The 13,858-nt window shown below is 73.0% G+C and carries 15 protein-coding genes; 8 read left to right on the forward strand and 7 right to left on the reverse strand.

The features are described 5' to 3' along the window. Positions 1-2: 2 nt before the first annotated feature. Both dapC and ACYVGN_RS00830 read left to right on the forward strand, forming a co-directional pair. Positions 3-1,115, forward strand: coding sequence for a succinyldiaminopimelate transaminase (dapC, locus tag ACYVGN_RS00825; RefSeq protein WP_460788154.1), 1,113 nt, complete (start codon positions 3-5; stop codon positions 1,113-1,115). Between the two features lie 216 nt (positions 1,116-1,331). After that, the gene (locus ACYVGN_RS00830) at positions 1,332-2,630 is read left to right on the forward strand and encodes a citrate synthase (RefSeq protein ID WP_460788156.1); all 1,299 of its coding nucleotides are present in this window, start codon (positions 1,332-1,334) and stop codon (positions 2,628-2,630) included. A gap of 65 nt (positions 2,631-2,695) precedes the next feature. Here ACYVGN_RS00830 and dapD read toward each other — a convergent pair whose 3' ends face one another. Next, a complete protein-coding gene (gene dapD, locus ACYVGN_RS00835; protein WP_460788158.1) occupies positions 2,696-3,643 on the reverse strand; it encodes a 2,3,4,5-tetrahydropyridine-2,6-dicarboxylate N-succinyltransferase in 948 nt (315 codons plus the stop codon). A 23-nt stretch (positions 3,644-3,666) separates the two neighbouring features. Between dapD and dapE the strand changes: the two genes are divergently transcribed. From dapE to ACYVGN_RS00850, 3 genes are all read left to right on the forward strand, one after another. Continuing rightward, a complete protein-coding gene (dapE, locus tag ACYVGN_RS00840; protein WP_055989710.1) occupies positions 3,667-4,743 on the forward strand; it encodes a succinyl-diaminopimelate desuccinylase in 1,077 nt (358 codons plus the stop codon). Then, positions 4,725-5,936: a hypothetical protein gene (locus ACYVGN_RS00845; protein WP_460788159.1), complete on the forward strand. Its 1,212-nt coding sequence runs from the start codon at positions 4,725-4,727 to the stop codon at positions 5,934-5,936. Before dapE ends, ACYVGN_RS00845 begins: the two co-directional genes overlap by 19 nt. A 120-nt stretch (positions 5,937-6,056) precedes the next feature. Further along, on the forward strand, positions 6,057-6,227 hold the full coding sequence (locus ACYVGN_RS00850; protein WP_082543011.1) for a DUF3117 domain-containing protein: 171 nt from the start codon (positions 6,057-6,059) through the stop codon (positions 6,225-6,227). Positions 6,228-6,290: 63 nt separating this feature from the next. Here the strand turns inward: ACYVGN_RS00850 and ACYVGN_RS00855 are convergent, their stop codons facing one another. Then, complete coding sequence (locus tag ACYVGN_RS00855) at positions 6,291-6,920, reverse strand: O-methyltransferase (protein WP_055989704.1); 630 nt, start codon at positions 6,918-6,920, stop codon at positions 6,291-6,293. Positions 6,921-6,997: 77 nt separating this feature from the next. Here ACYVGN_RS00855 and ACYVGN_RS00860 point away from each other — a divergent pair, with 77 nt between their 5' ends. Continuing rightward, positions 6,998-7,369 (forward strand): Sec-independent protein translocase family protein, encoded by a 372-nt coding sequence (locus ACYVGN_RS00860; RefSeq protein ID WP_055989700.1) that lies wholly within the window; start codon positions 6,998-7,000, stop codon positions 7,367-7,369. Positions 7,370-7,372: 3 nt separating this feature from the next. Here ACYVGN_RS00860 and ACYVGN_RS00865 read toward each other — a convergent pair whose 3' ends face one another. Genes ACYVGN_RS00865 through ACYVGN_RS00880 form a run of 4 tightly spaced genes read right to left on the reverse strand, consistent with a single transcriptional unit; the run spans position 7,373 to position 10,893 of the window. Then, positions 7,373-8,521, reverse strand: a complete 1,149-nt coding sequence (locus ACYVGN_RS00865; RefSeq protein ID WP_134745739.1) for an Mrp/NBP35 family ATP-binding protein — start codon at positions 8,519-8,521, stop codon at positions 7,373-7,375. After that, positions 8,518-9,054, reverse strand: a complete 537-nt coding sequence (locus ACYVGN_RS00870; RefSeq protein ID WP_055989694.1) for a DUF1003 domain-containing protein — start codon at positions 9,052-9,054, stop codon at positions 8,518-8,520. The genes ACYVGN_RS00865 and ACYVGN_RS00870 overlap by 4 nt, the downstream gene beginning before the upstream one ends. Further along, positions 9,054-10,346 carry a magnesium transporter MgtE N-terminal domain-containing protein gene (locus tag ACYVGN_RS00875; protein WP_055989691.1) on the reverse strand — a complete coding sequence of 431 codons (1,293 nt, stop codon included), beginning with the start codon at positions 10,344-10,346 and terminating at the stop codon, positions 9,054-9,056. Before ACYVGN_RS00875 ends, ACYVGN_RS00870 begins: the two co-directional genes overlap by 1 nt. 58 nt (positions 10,347-10,404) lie before the next feature. Continuing rightward, positions 10,405-10,893 carry an ASCH domain-containing protein gene (locus tag ACYVGN_RS00880; RefSeq protein WP_134745741.1) on the reverse strand — a complete coding sequence of 163 codons (489 nt, stop codon included), beginning with the start codon at positions 10,891-10,893 and terminating at the stop codon, positions 10,405-10,407. An 85-nt stretch (positions 10,894-10,978) separates the two neighbouring features. On the opposite strand from ACYVGN_RS00880, the gene ACYVGN_RS00885 reads away from it, so the two are divergent. Together ACYVGN_RS00885 and ACYVGN_RS00890 are read left to right on the forward strand one after the other, a co-directional pair. Then, positions 10,979-11,650 (forward strand): YflT domain-containing protein, encoded by a 672-nt coding sequence (locus tag ACYVGN_RS00885; RefSeq protein ID WP_460788162.1) that lies wholly within the window; start codon positions 10,979-10,981, stop codon positions 11,648-11,650. Then, on the forward strand, positions 11,647-12,303 hold the full coding sequence (locus ACYVGN_RS00890; protein WP_460788164.1) for an alpha/beta hydrolase family protein: 657 nt from the start codon (positions 11,647-11,649) through the stop codon (positions 12,301-12,303). Before ACYVGN_RS00885 ends, ACYVGN_RS00890 begins: the two co-directional genes overlap by 4 nt. 106 nt (positions 12,304-12,409) lie before the next feature. Here ACYVGN_RS00890 and ACYVGN_RS00895 read toward each other — a convergent pair whose 3' ends face one another. After that, positions 12,410-13,807, reverse strand: coding sequence for an aminopeptidase P family protein (locus tag ACYVGN_RS00895; protein WP_460788166.1), 1,398 nt, complete (start codon positions 13,805-13,807; stop codon positions 12,410-12,412). Positions 13,808-13,858: the final 51 nt, after the last annotated feature.

Genomic DNA, 13,858 nt, shown 5'->3' on the forward strand with positions numbered 1-13,858 from the left:
GCATGACCGTCCGCGACCTGGCCGACTACCCCTGGGACGCGGTCGCCCCGTACGCCGAGCGCGCCCGCGCGCACGCCGACGGGATCTGCGACCTCTCCATCGGATCCCCGGTCGACCCCACGCCCGAGGTGGTGCGCCGCGCCCTCGCCGAGGCGACCGACGCGCACGCCTACCCGCAGACCGTGGGCACGCCGCAGCTGCGTGAGGCGATCGCCGCCTGGTACGCGCGTCGGCGCGGAGTGCCCGGCCTCGAGCCGCGCAACGTCCTGCCCACCATCGGCTCGAAGGAGCTGGTGGCGCTGCTGCCGCTGCTGCTCGGCCTCGGCGAGGGCGACATCGTCGTGCACCCGCGCGCGGCCTACCCGACCTACGAGGTCGGCGCGCGCGTGGTGGGCGCGACCCCCGTGGCGTCGGACGAGCCCGACGAGTGGCCCGAGGGCGCCAAGCTGATCTGGATCAACTCGCCGGGAAACCCGGACGGACGCGTGTGGAGCGTCGACGAGCTGCGCCGCGCGGTCGAGCGCGCGCGCGAGCTGGGCGCCGTCATCGCGGGCGACGAGTGCTACGCCGAGCTCGGCTGGGACGCCCCGTGGGACGCGCAGCCGGTGCCGAGCATCCTGGACCCGCGCGTCATCGGCTTCAGCCGCGCCGGCGTGCTGAGCGTGTACTCGCTCAGCAAGCAGTCCAACCTCGCCGGCTACCGCGCGGCGTTCCTCGCCGGCTGCTCCCGCATCGTGGGCGACCTGCTCACGGCGCGCAAGCACCTGGGGCTCATGCCGCCGGCGCCCGTGCAGCACGCGATGGCCGTCGCGCTCGCGGACGACGCGCACGTCGCCGAGCAGAAGGAGCGCTATCGCGCGCGTCGCGAGGTGCTGCGCCCGGCGCTCGAGGCGGCGGGCTTCCGGATCGACCGCAGCGAGGCCGGGCTCTACCTCTGGGCGACCGAGGGCCGCGACGCGTGGGAGTCGATGGGGCGGCTCGCCGACCTCGGCATCCTCGCGGGCCCCGGCGTGTTCTACGGCCCGTTCCACCCGCAGCACGTGCGCCTGTCGCTCACCGCGAGCGACGAGCGGATCGCGGCCGCGGCATCCCGTCTGCGCGCCGCGGCCGGCTGAGCGCGGTCGCGGACACCGCCGTTTCGTACGTTCCGTCAACGGATCGCCCCGGGATTGGGCGAGTGTCACAGTCGCCTCCGGCGGCCGATAGGCTGTAGGAGGTTGTCCCGGGATCCCGGGGCACCGCCCCAGCGGTGCGCCGGCGCGAACGACGGCGGTGCGCCGACTTCCTGGTGAGCGAGATCGATCGCGACAAAGACATCCCAAGGAGGCGCCGTGAGCGACGCGGGACAGCAGCCCGACAAGGCCACCCTGACCATCGGTGACAAGACCGCCGAGTTCCCGGTGCTGCCGGCGACGTGCGGGGCGCCGAGCATCGACGTGTCGACGCTGACGCGTCAGACGGGCTACACCGCGCTGGACTACGGCTTCGTGAACACGGCGGCCACCAAGTCCGACATCACCTTCATCGACGGCGACAAGGGCATCCTGCGCTATCGCGGCTACCCGATCGAGCACCTCGCGACCCGCTCGAACTACCTCGAGGTCGCCTGGCTGCTGATCTACGGCGAGCTGCCCACGGCCGACCAGCTGGCCGAGTTCGACGACAAGATCCGTCACCACACGCTGCTGCACGAGGACCTGAAGGACCGCTTCTTCACGGCCCTGCCGCACACCGCGCACCCCATGGCGGTGCTCTCGTCCGGCGTCTCGGCGCTGTCGACGTACTACGAGGACGAGTCGGACCCGGCCAACCCCGAGCACGTCGAGCTCAACATGATCCGCCTGCTCGCGAAGCTGCCCGTGATCGCGGCCTACGCGCACAAGAAGAGCATCGGCCAGGCGTTCCTGTACCCCGACAACTCGCTGAGCTTCGTCGACAACTTCCTCAAGCTGAATTTCGGCGTGCGCAGCGAGGAGTACGAGGTCAACCCCGTCATGTCGCGCGCGCTCGAGCAGCTGCTGATCCTGCATGAGGACCACGAGCAGAACGCGTCGACCTCGACCGTCCGTCTCGTCGGCTCGACCGGCGCCGACCAGTTCGCGTCGATCTCGGCCGGCATCCACGCCCTCTCGGGCCCGCTGCACGGCGGCGCGAACGAGGCCGTGCTGACCATGCTCGCGCAGATCCGCGACTCGGGCATGGGCGTGCAGCGCTTCGTCGAGAAGGTGAAGAACAAGGAAGAGGGCGTGAAGCTGATGGGCTTCGGGCACCGGGTCTACAAGAACTACGACCCGCGCGCCAAGCTCGTCAAGCAGTCGGCCGACGAGGTTCTCGAGGCGCTCGGCGTGCACGACCCGTTGCTCGACCTGGCCAAGGAGCTCGAGGCCATCGCGCTGGAGGACGACTACTTCAAAGAGCGTCGCCTCTACCCGAACGTCGACTTCTACACGGGCGTGATCTACAAGGCAATGGGCTTCCCGACGCGGATGTTCACCGTCCTGTTCGCGATCGGCCGCCTTCCCGGATGGCTCGCCCACTGGCGCGAGCTGCACCAGGACCCCAAGACCAAGATCGGCCGCCCGCAGCAGCTCTTCACCGGCTCGCCCGAGCGCGCGTACCCCGGCGCCTGAGTTTCTTTCTCTCACGAAGAAGCCCGCCTCTCCGGAAGGAGAGGCGGGCTTCTTCGTTTAGAGAGTCACGCGTGGAGGGCGGCGTTGAGGGTGACGCCGACGCCGGTGCGGCGACGGGCCTCGATCGCGCCCGTGAGCGAGTTGCGGATGTAGAGCAGGCCGCTCGACCCCGACAGCTGTGCGCCCTTGGCGACGCGCGGGGTGCCGTCGGCGGTCGGGGGCTCGTCCACCAGCAGCACCTTGGTGCCGGCGGTGAGGTACAGGCCCGCCTCGACGACGCAGTCGTCGCCGATCGAGATGCCCACGCCCGCGTTGGCGCCGAGCAGCGAGCGCTCGCCGATCGACACGCGGTGCTTGCCGCCGCCCGAGAGCGTGCCCATGATCGACGCGCCGCCGCCGATGTCGGATCCGTCGCCGACCACGACGCCCTGCGACACGCGGCCCTCGATCATGGAGGCGCCGAGCGTGCCGGCGTTGAAGTTCACGAAGCCCTCGTGCATGACGGTCGTGCCGGGGGAGAGGTAGGCGCCCAGGCGCACGCGCGAGGCGTCCGCGATCCGGACGCCCTCGGGCATGACGTAGTCGGTCAGGCGCGGGAACTTGTCGAGCGAGACGATCTGGACGCCGTCGCGCTGCAGGTAGGGGCGCAGGCGGTTCGCGTCGTCCGGGTGCATCGGGCCGGCGGTCGTCCACGCCACGTTCGGCAGGTGGGCGAAGATGCCGTCGAGGTTCAGCTCGTTCGGGCGCACCAGACGGTGCGACAGGGCGTGCAGACGGAGGTAGGCGTCCGACGTCGAGGCCGGCGCGACGTCCAGGTCGATCTCGAGGGTCACGACCTCCACGGACACGTTGCGGCGGTCGTCCGGCGCCGCGAGCCGGTCCAGGCTGTCGACCTCGTCCGCGAGGTCGGTCGCACGGCCCGCTCGGGGCGACGGGAACCACGTGTCCAGGACGGTGCCGTCGGCGGCAACCGTCGCGAGTCCGACACCCGACACCCAGCGCTCATCAGTCATACCTCCAGCCTAGAGTTAGAGCCATGCCCACGCTGGACCTGACCGCCTCCTCCGCCGACATCACGCGCGCCATCTGCGACATCCCGAGCGTGTCGGACGACGAGCGCGCGCTCGCGGACGCGATCCAGGAGGCGATCGAGCCGCTCGAGCACCTCGACTTCCACCGCGACGGGGACACGATCGTCGCCCGCACCCACCGGGGCCGCGGCCAGCGCGTGGTGATCGCCGGCCACATCGACACGGTCCCGATCAACGACAACGTGCCCACGCTCGACTTCCTGCTCGACGGCGAGCCGTACATCCGGGGGCGCGGCACGGTCGACATGAAGTCGGGCGTCGCGGTGCAGCTCAAGCTCGCCGCCGAGCTGACCGACCCCGTGGTCGACATCACGTGGATCTGGTACGACCACGAGGAGGTCGCCGCCGAGCGCAGCGGGCTCACCCGCCTGGCCGCGAACCGGCCCGACCTGTTCGCGGGCGACTTCGCCATCCTGGGGGAGCCGACCAATGGGCTCGTCGAGGGCGGCTGCAACGGCACGCTCCGCGCCGTGGTGCGCACGCACGGCCGGCGCGCGCACAGCGCCCGGGCCTGGATCGGCGAGAACGCGATCCACGCGGCGGCGCCCATCCTGGACACGCTCGCGGCGTACCGCCCGCAGACGATCGCGGTCGACGGCCTCGAGTACCGCGAGGGCCTGAACGCGGTGAAGATCTCGGGCGGCGTCGCGGGCAACGTGATCCCGGACCTGTGCGAGGTCGAGGTGAACTTCCGCTTCGCCCCGAGCCGCAGCGAGGACGAGGCGGTCGAGCACGTGCGGAGCGTGTTCGACCGGTTCGAGGTCGAGATCACCGACCTCTCGGGCGGCGCGCGCCCGGGGCTCGACGCGCCGCTCGCGCAGCAGTTCCTCCGCGCGGTGGGCGGCGAGCCGCGCCCCAAGTACGGCTGGACGGACGTGGCCCGGTTCTCGAAGCTCGGCGTGCCGGCCGTCAACTACGGCCCGGGCGATCCCCTGCTCGCCCACCACGACGAGGAGCGGGTCGCGGTCTCCCAGATCGAGGAGGTCGAGCGGGGGCTGCGCGCGTGGCTGAGCGCCCGCTGACGCCGCTCGACCGTGCGCGGGCGGTGTGGGCCGGATGGCCCGCGCCGGCCCGCATCGCCCTGATCTACGTCGCCGCGCGGATCGTCACGACCGCCCTCATGCTCGGCGTGGCGTCCGCCTCGCCCGCGACGTCGCGCTTCGGCGCGGATCCGTCGCTCGCCGACTACGTCCTGGGCTGGGACGCACAGTGGTACTGGCTCGTGGCCGTCTCGGGCTATCCGGCCGAGCTGCCCGTCGACGCCAGCGGGCACGTCGAGGAGAACGCGTGGGCGTTCATGCCCGTGTACGCGCACCTCGCGAACATCGTGGGCCTGGGCTCGTGGGGCGCGGGGGCGCTCGTCGTCTCGCTCGTCGCGGGCTGGGTCGCGTGCCTGGGCCTGCACCGCCTGCTGCGCGGCCGGATCGGCGACGAGGCGGCCACGTGGGCGGTCGTGCTCTTCGCGAGCGCCCCCCTGGCGGCGCTGTTCCAGGTCGGATACGCCGAGTCGCTGTTCCTCGCCCTGCTGATGTGGGCGCTCGTCTGCCTGGTGGAGCGGCGCTGGGGGTGGCTCTACGCGCTCATCCCGCTCATGGGGTACACGCGGCCGGGCGTGCTGGCGTTCGCGCTGCTGCTGGGCCTGTACGGGATCTGGCGCTGGCGGGTGCGGCGCTCGGACCCGCTGGTGACGCGCGACGTCGCGCACGTCCTGGCCCTCGGCGCGCTCGCAGTCGTCGTCGGCTTCTCGTGGCAGGTCATCGCGGGCCTGGCGACCGGGCGGGCCGACGCCTATCTGCAGACCGAGCTCGCGTGGCGCCGCGGATGGGTGCCCGGAATCGACGGCTTCGTGCCGTTCGAGGGGTGGATCCGCGCCGCGGAGGTCTGGTTCGGGATCTGGGGCCTGCCGGCCTGGGCCGGCTACGTCGCGCTGGGCCTCCTCGTCGCCGGCGCGGCCGCGGCGCTCATCGCAAGGCCCGTGCGGGCGCTCGGCGTCGAGGTGCGCCTGTGGGCGGCGAGCTACCTGCTGTACCTGCTCGCCGTCTTCTTCCCGCAGTCGAGCACGTTCCGCCTGCTTCTGCCGCTGTCCCCGCTGTGGGGCGCGGCGCCCCGGTCGGCGGCCGGGCGGTGGTCCGCCCTGGCGCTGTGCGTGCTCGGGCAGTGGGTCTGGATCGCCCTTATGTACGGCGCGGGGAGCACCTACTGGCAGGTGCCCTGACGGAGCCGAGCCGCGCCGCCAGGCAGACCGGGATACCGTCGTCCCGAGCCGGCGTGCGAACCGCCCGGTCGCGCTCCCACGGTAAACTGACAGGGGAGACCACGACGAAAGGGAGCCACGATGGCAGCCATGAAGCCCAGAACCGGTGACGGACCGATGGAGGCCGTGAAGGAGGGACGCCTCATCATCGTGCGTGTGCCGCTCGAGGGCGGTGGCCGTCTGGTCGTCTCGGTCAACGATGACGAGGCCAAGGAGCTCTACGGCGTTCTCGGCGACGTCGTGAACGCCTGAGGCGCGACGCTTTCACGAAGGGTCGGATCCGATCGGATCCGACCCTTCGTCGTCGTCCGGAGCTCAGTCGGCGACGACGGTCAGCTGGAGGAGCCCCTCGCCGATCGTGGAGAGGGCGGGGATGACGGCGGGCGAGTTCTGCGTCTCCTGGAGGAGCGTGCGGTACGCCACCGTGACGGCATCGCGCTGCACCGGATCGGCGACCCTGCCGTTCAGCACGCGCGGCACCAGGACGGTGCCGCCCGGGCGGGCCAGCCGGAGGCCGTGCTCGACGTAGTCGATGACGTTCTCGGGGTCGGCGTCGATCAGCACGATGTCGTAGGACGCCTCGTTCATGCGCGGCAGGACGTCGGCGGCACGGCCCGTGATGAAGCGCACGCGCGCGGGCGGCACCTTCGCGTGCGTGAACGCCTGGCGCGCGGCGCCGAGGTGCTCGGGCTCGTAGTCGATCGTCGTGAGGACGGCCTTGGGCGCGCCGCGCAGCAGCCACAGGCCCGAGACGCCCGCTCCGGTCCCGATCTCGATGATGGAGCGCGCGCCGGTCGCGGCCGCGATCACGGCGCACTGCGCGCCCACACCCGCGCTCACCGGGGCGGCGCCGAGCTCGAGGGCGTGCTGGCGGGCCCGGGCGATGTGATCCGGCTCCACGATCGTGTCGCGTGCGAAGCGCGCGATCGCATCCTGCTCGCTCATTCAGACCTCCTCGATCCCCTCCAGCCTAGGCTCGCCGGGCGTGAGGGCCGGGCAGGCGCGGCCGGTAGGCTGAAGGCATGTTCTTCGGGCTCACCTTCGAGAAGGTGATGATCATCGCGGCGATCGCGGCCCTGCTGATCGGACCCGAGCGCATGCCGCGCTACGCCGAGATGCTCGCGAAGACCGTCAAGCGCGCGCGGGACTTCGCGAACGGAGCCCGCACGCGGGTGCGCGAGGAGATCGGCCCGGAGTTCGACGACGTGGACTGGCGCAAGCTCGATCCGCGCCAGTACGACCCGCGCCGGATCATCCGCGAGGCGCTCCTCGAGGACGACGAGCCTCCCGCGAAGCCGGCCGCGCCGGTGATCGCGCCGCCCCGCACGACGCCGCTGACGCGCCAGACCTTCAGCGCCACGACGCCCCCGCCGTTCGACTCCGAGGCGACCTGACCCTCAGCGCGCCGGGTTCACCGGGAGGCGCCGGCCCGCCAGGCGGCGGGGCTGCGCCGCGACGCGCTCCGCGAGGAGCGCGATCTCGCGCGCGGCCGGGTCGTCCGGGTGGGCGACGACGACCGGATCGCCCGCATCGCCGGAGGCGCGCAGCGCGGGGCTGAGCGGGATGGACGCCAGAACGGGCACGTCCTCGCCGTCCGCGGACAGGGCCGCGGCCACCTCGGCTCCGCCGCCCGCGCCGAACAGGTCCATGACCGTGCCGTCGGGCAGCGTCATGGCAGCCATGTTCTCGACCACGCCGATCACGCGCTGGCCCGTCTGCCGCGCGACGAGCCCGCTGCGTACCGCGACGTCGGATGCCGCCGCCTGGGGCGTCGTGACGACGAGCACCTCGGCGTGGGGGAGCAGCTGGCCGACCGAGATCGCGACGTCGCCCGTGCCCGGCGGCATGTCGAGCAGCAGCACGTCGAGGTCGCCGAAGTACACGTCGGTGAGGAACTGCTGCACCGTGCGGTGCAGCATCGGCCCGCGCCACGCGACGGCGCCCGTCCCCGCGGTGCCGGCCCCGTCGCCGGTCTGCAGGAACATCCCGATCGAGATGGCCTTCACGCCGTGTGCGACGGGCGGGAGCATGAGCTGGTCGACGCGCGTGGGCTGCGCGACGACGCCGTCCTTCGCGAGGCCGAGCAGCGGCGGGATCGAGAACCCGTGCACGTCCGCGTCGACGAGGCCGACCGCCAGTCCGCGCTGCGCGAGCGCCACGGCCAGGTTCGCCGTCACGGTCGACTTCCCGACGCCGCCCTTGCCGCTCGTCACGGCGATCACGCGCGTGAGGGAATCCGGCCCGAAGGGCATGCCGCGTGCGGGCCGGAGGCGCGCGGTCAGCGCCTGCCGCTCCGCGGGGGTCATGACGCCGACGTCGATCGCGACGGCGCCGACGCCCTCGACCGACTCGGCCGCGCGGCGCACGTCGGCCTCGATCCGGTCGGCGGCGGGGCATCCCACGATCGTGAGGGCGATGCCGACCCGCACGTCCGCGCCGTCGGCCTCCACGCCGCGCACCATGTCCAGCTCCGCGAGGGGGCGGCGCAGCTCCGGGTCCGAGACCCGGCCGACCGCGTCGCGCACCCGCGCCGCGAGGTCGGTCACGCCTGCTCGCCCGCCGGTCGGCCGCCGCGCTCGGCGCGGGCGTCCAGCTCCTCGAGCAGGCCCCGCAGCTCGTCGCGCAGCTCGTCGCGTGACACCATGCGCTGGTCCATGTCGCCGAGGGCCAGGCGCAGCGCGACGATCTCGCGGGCCAGGTACTCGGTGTCGGCGAGGTTGCGCTCGGCGCGCTGACGGTCCTGCTCGATCTGCACCCGGTCGCGGTCGTCCTGCCGGTTCTGCGCGAGCAGGATGAGCGGCGCCGCGTACGACGCCTGCAGCGACAGGGCGAGCGTGAGCGCCGTGAAGCCCAGATCGGCCGAGTCGAAGCGCCAGCCCTGCGGCGTGAGCGAGTTCCAGAGCATCCATGCCAGGACGAAGAGGCTCAGGCCGATCAGGAACGCCGGCGTGCCCATCGCGCGGGCGATCCACTCGGTGGCGCGGCCGAACCGGTCGCGACCGCGCGTGGGGGCCGACGCCGCGAGGCGCGGCGTGCGGCCGCGCACGGTCTCGGGCCGCGAGATGTCGCGCGGCGCCATCACGTGCGCCCCACCGTCGGGATCGTGCCGGTCACGGGCGCGGGCGGGAGCGGATGGTCCGCATCCTGCGAGCGCCAGTCGTCGGGCAGCAGGTAGTCGAGCATGTCGTCGACGCTGATCGCGCCGACCAGGCGGTGCGCCTGATCGACCACGGGCAGCGACACGAGGTCGTAGCTCGCGAGTCGCCGGGCGACCTCGGCGGCCGACGCCGTGACGGGCACCGGCTCGAGCGTGTCGTCCAGGATGGCGCCGATGCGCTCGTGCGGCGGGTAGCGGAGCATCCGCTGGAAGTGCACGGCGCCGAGGAAGCGTCCCGTGGGGGTCTCGTACGGCGGCAGCGTCACGAACACGCTCGCCGCCAGGGCGGGGTGCAGCTCGTGCCGGCGGATGGTCGCGAGCGCCTCGGCGATCGTCGCATCGGCCGACATGATGATCGGCTCGGTCGTCATCAGGCCGCCCGCGGTGTCGGAGCCGTAGCGCAGCAGCATGCGCACGTCCTCGGCCTCCTCGGGCTCCATCAGCTGGAGCAGCTCCTCGCTGCGCTCGGGCTCGAGCTCCGCCAGGAGGTCGGCCGCGTCGTCGGGCTCCATGGCGTCGAGCACGTCGGCGGCGCGCTCGTCGCCCAGCTTCTCGAGGATGTGGACCTGCTCCTCCTCGGGCATCTCCTCGAGCGCGTCCGCGAGGCGCTCGTCGGAGAGCTCCTCGGCGACCTCGATCATCCGCTCCTCGGGCAGGTCCAGCAGCGTGTTGGCGAGGTCGGCGGGGCGCAGCTCGGCGTAGCTGGCGGCCAGGGCCTCGGCGGACTGCGCCTCGCCCGGCGTGTGCTGCTCGCGCACCTCGCTCCACGTCGCGAACGTGGTCGGGCCCTTCGCGAACGGGGACGCGCTGGTCTTGGGCTTGCGCAGGAACAGCTGGCCGATGGCCCACTCGCCCACGCGGTTGGGCTCGATCGCGACGTCCTCGATCACGGCCGATCCGCTGCCGTCCACGAAATGGACGCGGCGGCCCACGATCTCGGCGAGCACGCGCACCTCGTCGGCGCGGGGCTGGAACCGGCGCACGTTGATCAGGCCGGTCGTGATGACCTGGCCGGACGAGATCGAGGTGATGCGCCCGATCGAGACGAACACCTGACGGCGGCCGGGGATCTCGCACACCAGGCCGATCACGCGCGGGGCCGCGCTACTTCGGTACACGACGACGACGTCCCGGACCTTGCCGAGCCGGTCGCCCGCGGGGTCGAAGACGGGGCAGCCGGCCAGGCGCGCCGCGAAAACCCTCTGCGTGCTCATGCTCCCAGCGTAGCCCGCGGCCCCGCTCCGGCGTTCCGGCCCGGCGGGCCGGCGGGCGTCAGGGGTGCAGGACGCGGAAGCGCTCGATGAGCACCGGCATGGATGGGGAGAAGCCGCGCTCGTGCTCCGCGAACTCCGTGAAGAACCGCTCGTGCGACGCTCGCCAGTGATCCAGCGAGCGGTCGCCCTCGCCCTCCGCGTGCGCGTGCTCGGCGTCCACCTCGTCGAAGGGGACGACCGCATGCGCCGTGTTCTGGATGACGGCGCGCGGGCGTCCGGCTCCGTCCAGGATGATGTCGAGCTGGCCGGGCGCGGGGAACTCCTCGCCCGAGGCCTCGAAGTCCCAGACCGCGCTCGCCGTGCCGGTCTTGACGCCGCGCAGGACGAGATCGAGCAGCGCGTCGGCGTGCTCGGGCGTGCCGCCGAACCCCCACGCGGACGGCGGCTCTTCGGGGAGCTGCACCTCGGGCGCGGATGCCGCGATTGCGGCGCGAGCGTCGGCCCAGAAGGCGGCCAGAGCGGCAGGGTCCGGGTCGGGGATCGGCACGCTCCCACCCTACGGGCGCCGCGCCCGCGCGCGGCGGGCGGCGACCTCGGCCTGCCGCGATGAGGTGCGTGGGAGAATGGCGCGCATGAGCATGATGAGCGGGATGGGCCGTCAGTTCGAGGTCGGCGAGACCGTGGCGAGCTTCAAGGAGTACGACGCCGCGCAGAAGGCGGTGTCGCGCCTGATCGCGTCGGAGGTTCCCGCAGCGGACATCGCGATCGTCGGCACGGCGCTGCGCTCGGTCGAGAAGGTCACGGGCCGGCTCGGCTATGCGCAGGCCGCCTGGTCGGGGGCGGTCAACGGCGTGCTGCTCGGCCTGCTGTTCGCGGCGATGGTCGTGATCTGGACGCCGGGCCTGCCGATGTCCGTGTTCGCGGGCCTGCTGCTCGTCGGCATCGCGTTCGGCATGCTGTTCCGTCTCATCGCCTACGCGATGCTGCGCCGCCGCCGCGACTTCGCCAGCGTCATGCAGGTGTCGGCCGACCACTACGAGGTCACGGTGCTGCCGCGGAGCGTCGCCAAGGCGCGCCAGGCCCTGGGCGCGAGCAGCGCGCCGCCCGCGCCGGCGGCCGCCTCGCCCGCCGCGACCGAGCCGCCGCGCTACGGCGTCCGCGTCGAGCCGACCCCGCCGCCGGCCGCCCCCGCGCCCCACCCCGAGCCCCACGTGCCGCCGGCCCCGGCGGATCCCGCCGCGGACCCGGTCGCCCCGCCGCGCCCCGATGGGGAGGGCCCCGGCGACACCCGCGGCGGCGCGTGACCGCGGAGGGCTCGCTCGCCGTCGCGCTTCCCGGCGGTGAGACCTCGGTCTCCCTGGCCGTCGACGCCGCCGAGTCGCCGCGCGGCATCGTGGCCCTGGCACACGGCGCGGGCGCTGGCATGCGCCATCCGTTCCTGGCCGGACTCGGCGCGGCGCTCGCGGGCGAGGGGCTCACGGTCATCCGGTTCAACTTCCCGTACGTCGAGGCGGGGCGCCGGATGCCCGGGCGTCCGGCCGACGCGATCGCGACGTGGCGCGCCGTGGTCGCGCACGCCTCGCGCGAGGGCCTGCCCGTGTGGGCGGCGGGTAAGTCCTACGGCGGCCGGATGGCGTCCATGGCGGCCGCGGAGGGCGACTTCCCGGTACGCGGCCTGATCTACCTCGGCTACCCGCTGCATCCGCCCGGGCGCCCCGACCGGCCGCGCGCCGAGCACCTGCCGGCGATCGACGCGCCGCAGCTGTTCGTGGAGGGCGAGAACGACCCGTTCATCCAGCCGCGCGAGCAGTTCGACGAGGTGGTCTCGACCTGCCGGAACGCGTCGGTCGCGTGGATCGAGGGCGGCGACCACTCGTTCGCGGTCAAGGGTCGCAAGCGCGCCGCCGACGTGATCGGCGCGGAGCTCGCGCCGATCGTCGCCGCGTTCGTCCGCTGACGGCACGACCGGTCGCGTCGCGCGGCGCCAGACCGGGAAGAATCCGCGACGCAAGGACATCCCAGGTGGAATCGTCCTCGTGCCGCGGAGTCGTCCTTGTCTCAGGTCAGCTGCGAGACCGGCTGATCCAGGCCTCGATCTCGTCCGCCGTGCGCGGGATGGCCGCTGAGAGGTTCACGGGGCCGTCCTCCGTGAGCAGCACGTCGTCCTCGATGCGCACGCCGATGCCGCGATACTCCTCGGGGACCGTCAGATCGTCGATCTGGAAGTACAGGCCCGGCTCGATCGTGAACACCATGCCCGGCTCGAGGACGCCGTCGTAGTACATCTCGCGTCGCGCCTGGGCGCAGTCGTGCACGTCCAGGCCGAGGTGGTGGCTGGTGCCGTGCACCATGTACCGGCGGTGGTGGCCGCCGCGGTCGGCGTCCAGCGCCTCCTCGGCCGTCACCGGCAGCAGGCCCCACTCGGCCGTGCGGCGCGCGAGGACCTCCATGGCGGCCTCGTGCAGCGCGCGGAACCTCACGCCCGGCCGGGCCGCGGCGAACGCCGCGTCGGCCGCCTCGCGCACGGTCTCGTAGATCCTGCGCTGGATGGGCGTGAACGTGCCGCTCACGGGCAGCGTGCGGGTGATGTCCGCGGTGTAGAGGCTGTCGACCTCGGCGCCCGCGTCGATCAGGATGAGGTCGCCCGGCAGGACGGCGCCGTCGTTGCGCGTCCAGTGCAGGTAGCAGGCGTGCGGGCCCGACGCGGCGATCGTGTCGTAGCCCTCCCAGTTGCCGTCGCTGCGGGCGCGCTGGTGGAAGACGCCCTCGACAACCCGCTCGCCGCGGGGGTGCTCGACGATGCGCGGCAGCTCGCGCACGATGTCGTCGAAGCCGTCGGCGGTCACCTGCACGGCGAGGCGCATCTGCGCGATCTCGTACTCGTCCTTGACCAGCCGCAGCTCGGACACGAAGCGCGTGATCTCCTCGTCCTGGTCGACGACGAGGTCGCCCTCCTTCGACTCGAACGCGTCGATGTGGGCGGTCGGCACGCCGAGCTCGCCGGCCACACCGCCGAGCGCCGGGCGGGGGCCGATCCAGAACTCGCCGATCGTGGCGTCCGAGTAGAACTCGGCGGTCGTGCGGTCGGCGCGCTCCCGGAAGTACAGGGTGACGTCGTGTCCGTCGTCGGTGGGCTCGAACACCAGGACCGAGTCGGGCTCCGAGTCCGCGCCCCAGCCGGTCAGGTGCGCGAACGCCGAGTGCACGCGGAAGGGGTAGTCGGTGTCGTTGCTGCGCTGCTTGAGCGGCCCGGCCGGGACGACCAGGCGCCTGCCCGGGAAGGCCCGCGACACCGCGGCGCGGCGCGCGGCGGCGTACGGCGCCTGTTCCCGCAGCGGGGGCAGCTGCTCCGGGCGCTCGGCCCAGCCCTCCGAGATGGTGTCGAGGAAGCCCTGCGGGTACGGCTGCTTGCGGTTCGTGACGCCCGGCTTCTCGGTCTGCTTCTCGGTGGTCTCTGACATGCTCCCAGTCTCTCACCGGTGGGCGGTGTCCGCGCGGTCTCGCCTAGCCTG

The sequence above is a fragment of the Microbacterium lacusdiani genome (genome assembly GCF_054779895.1).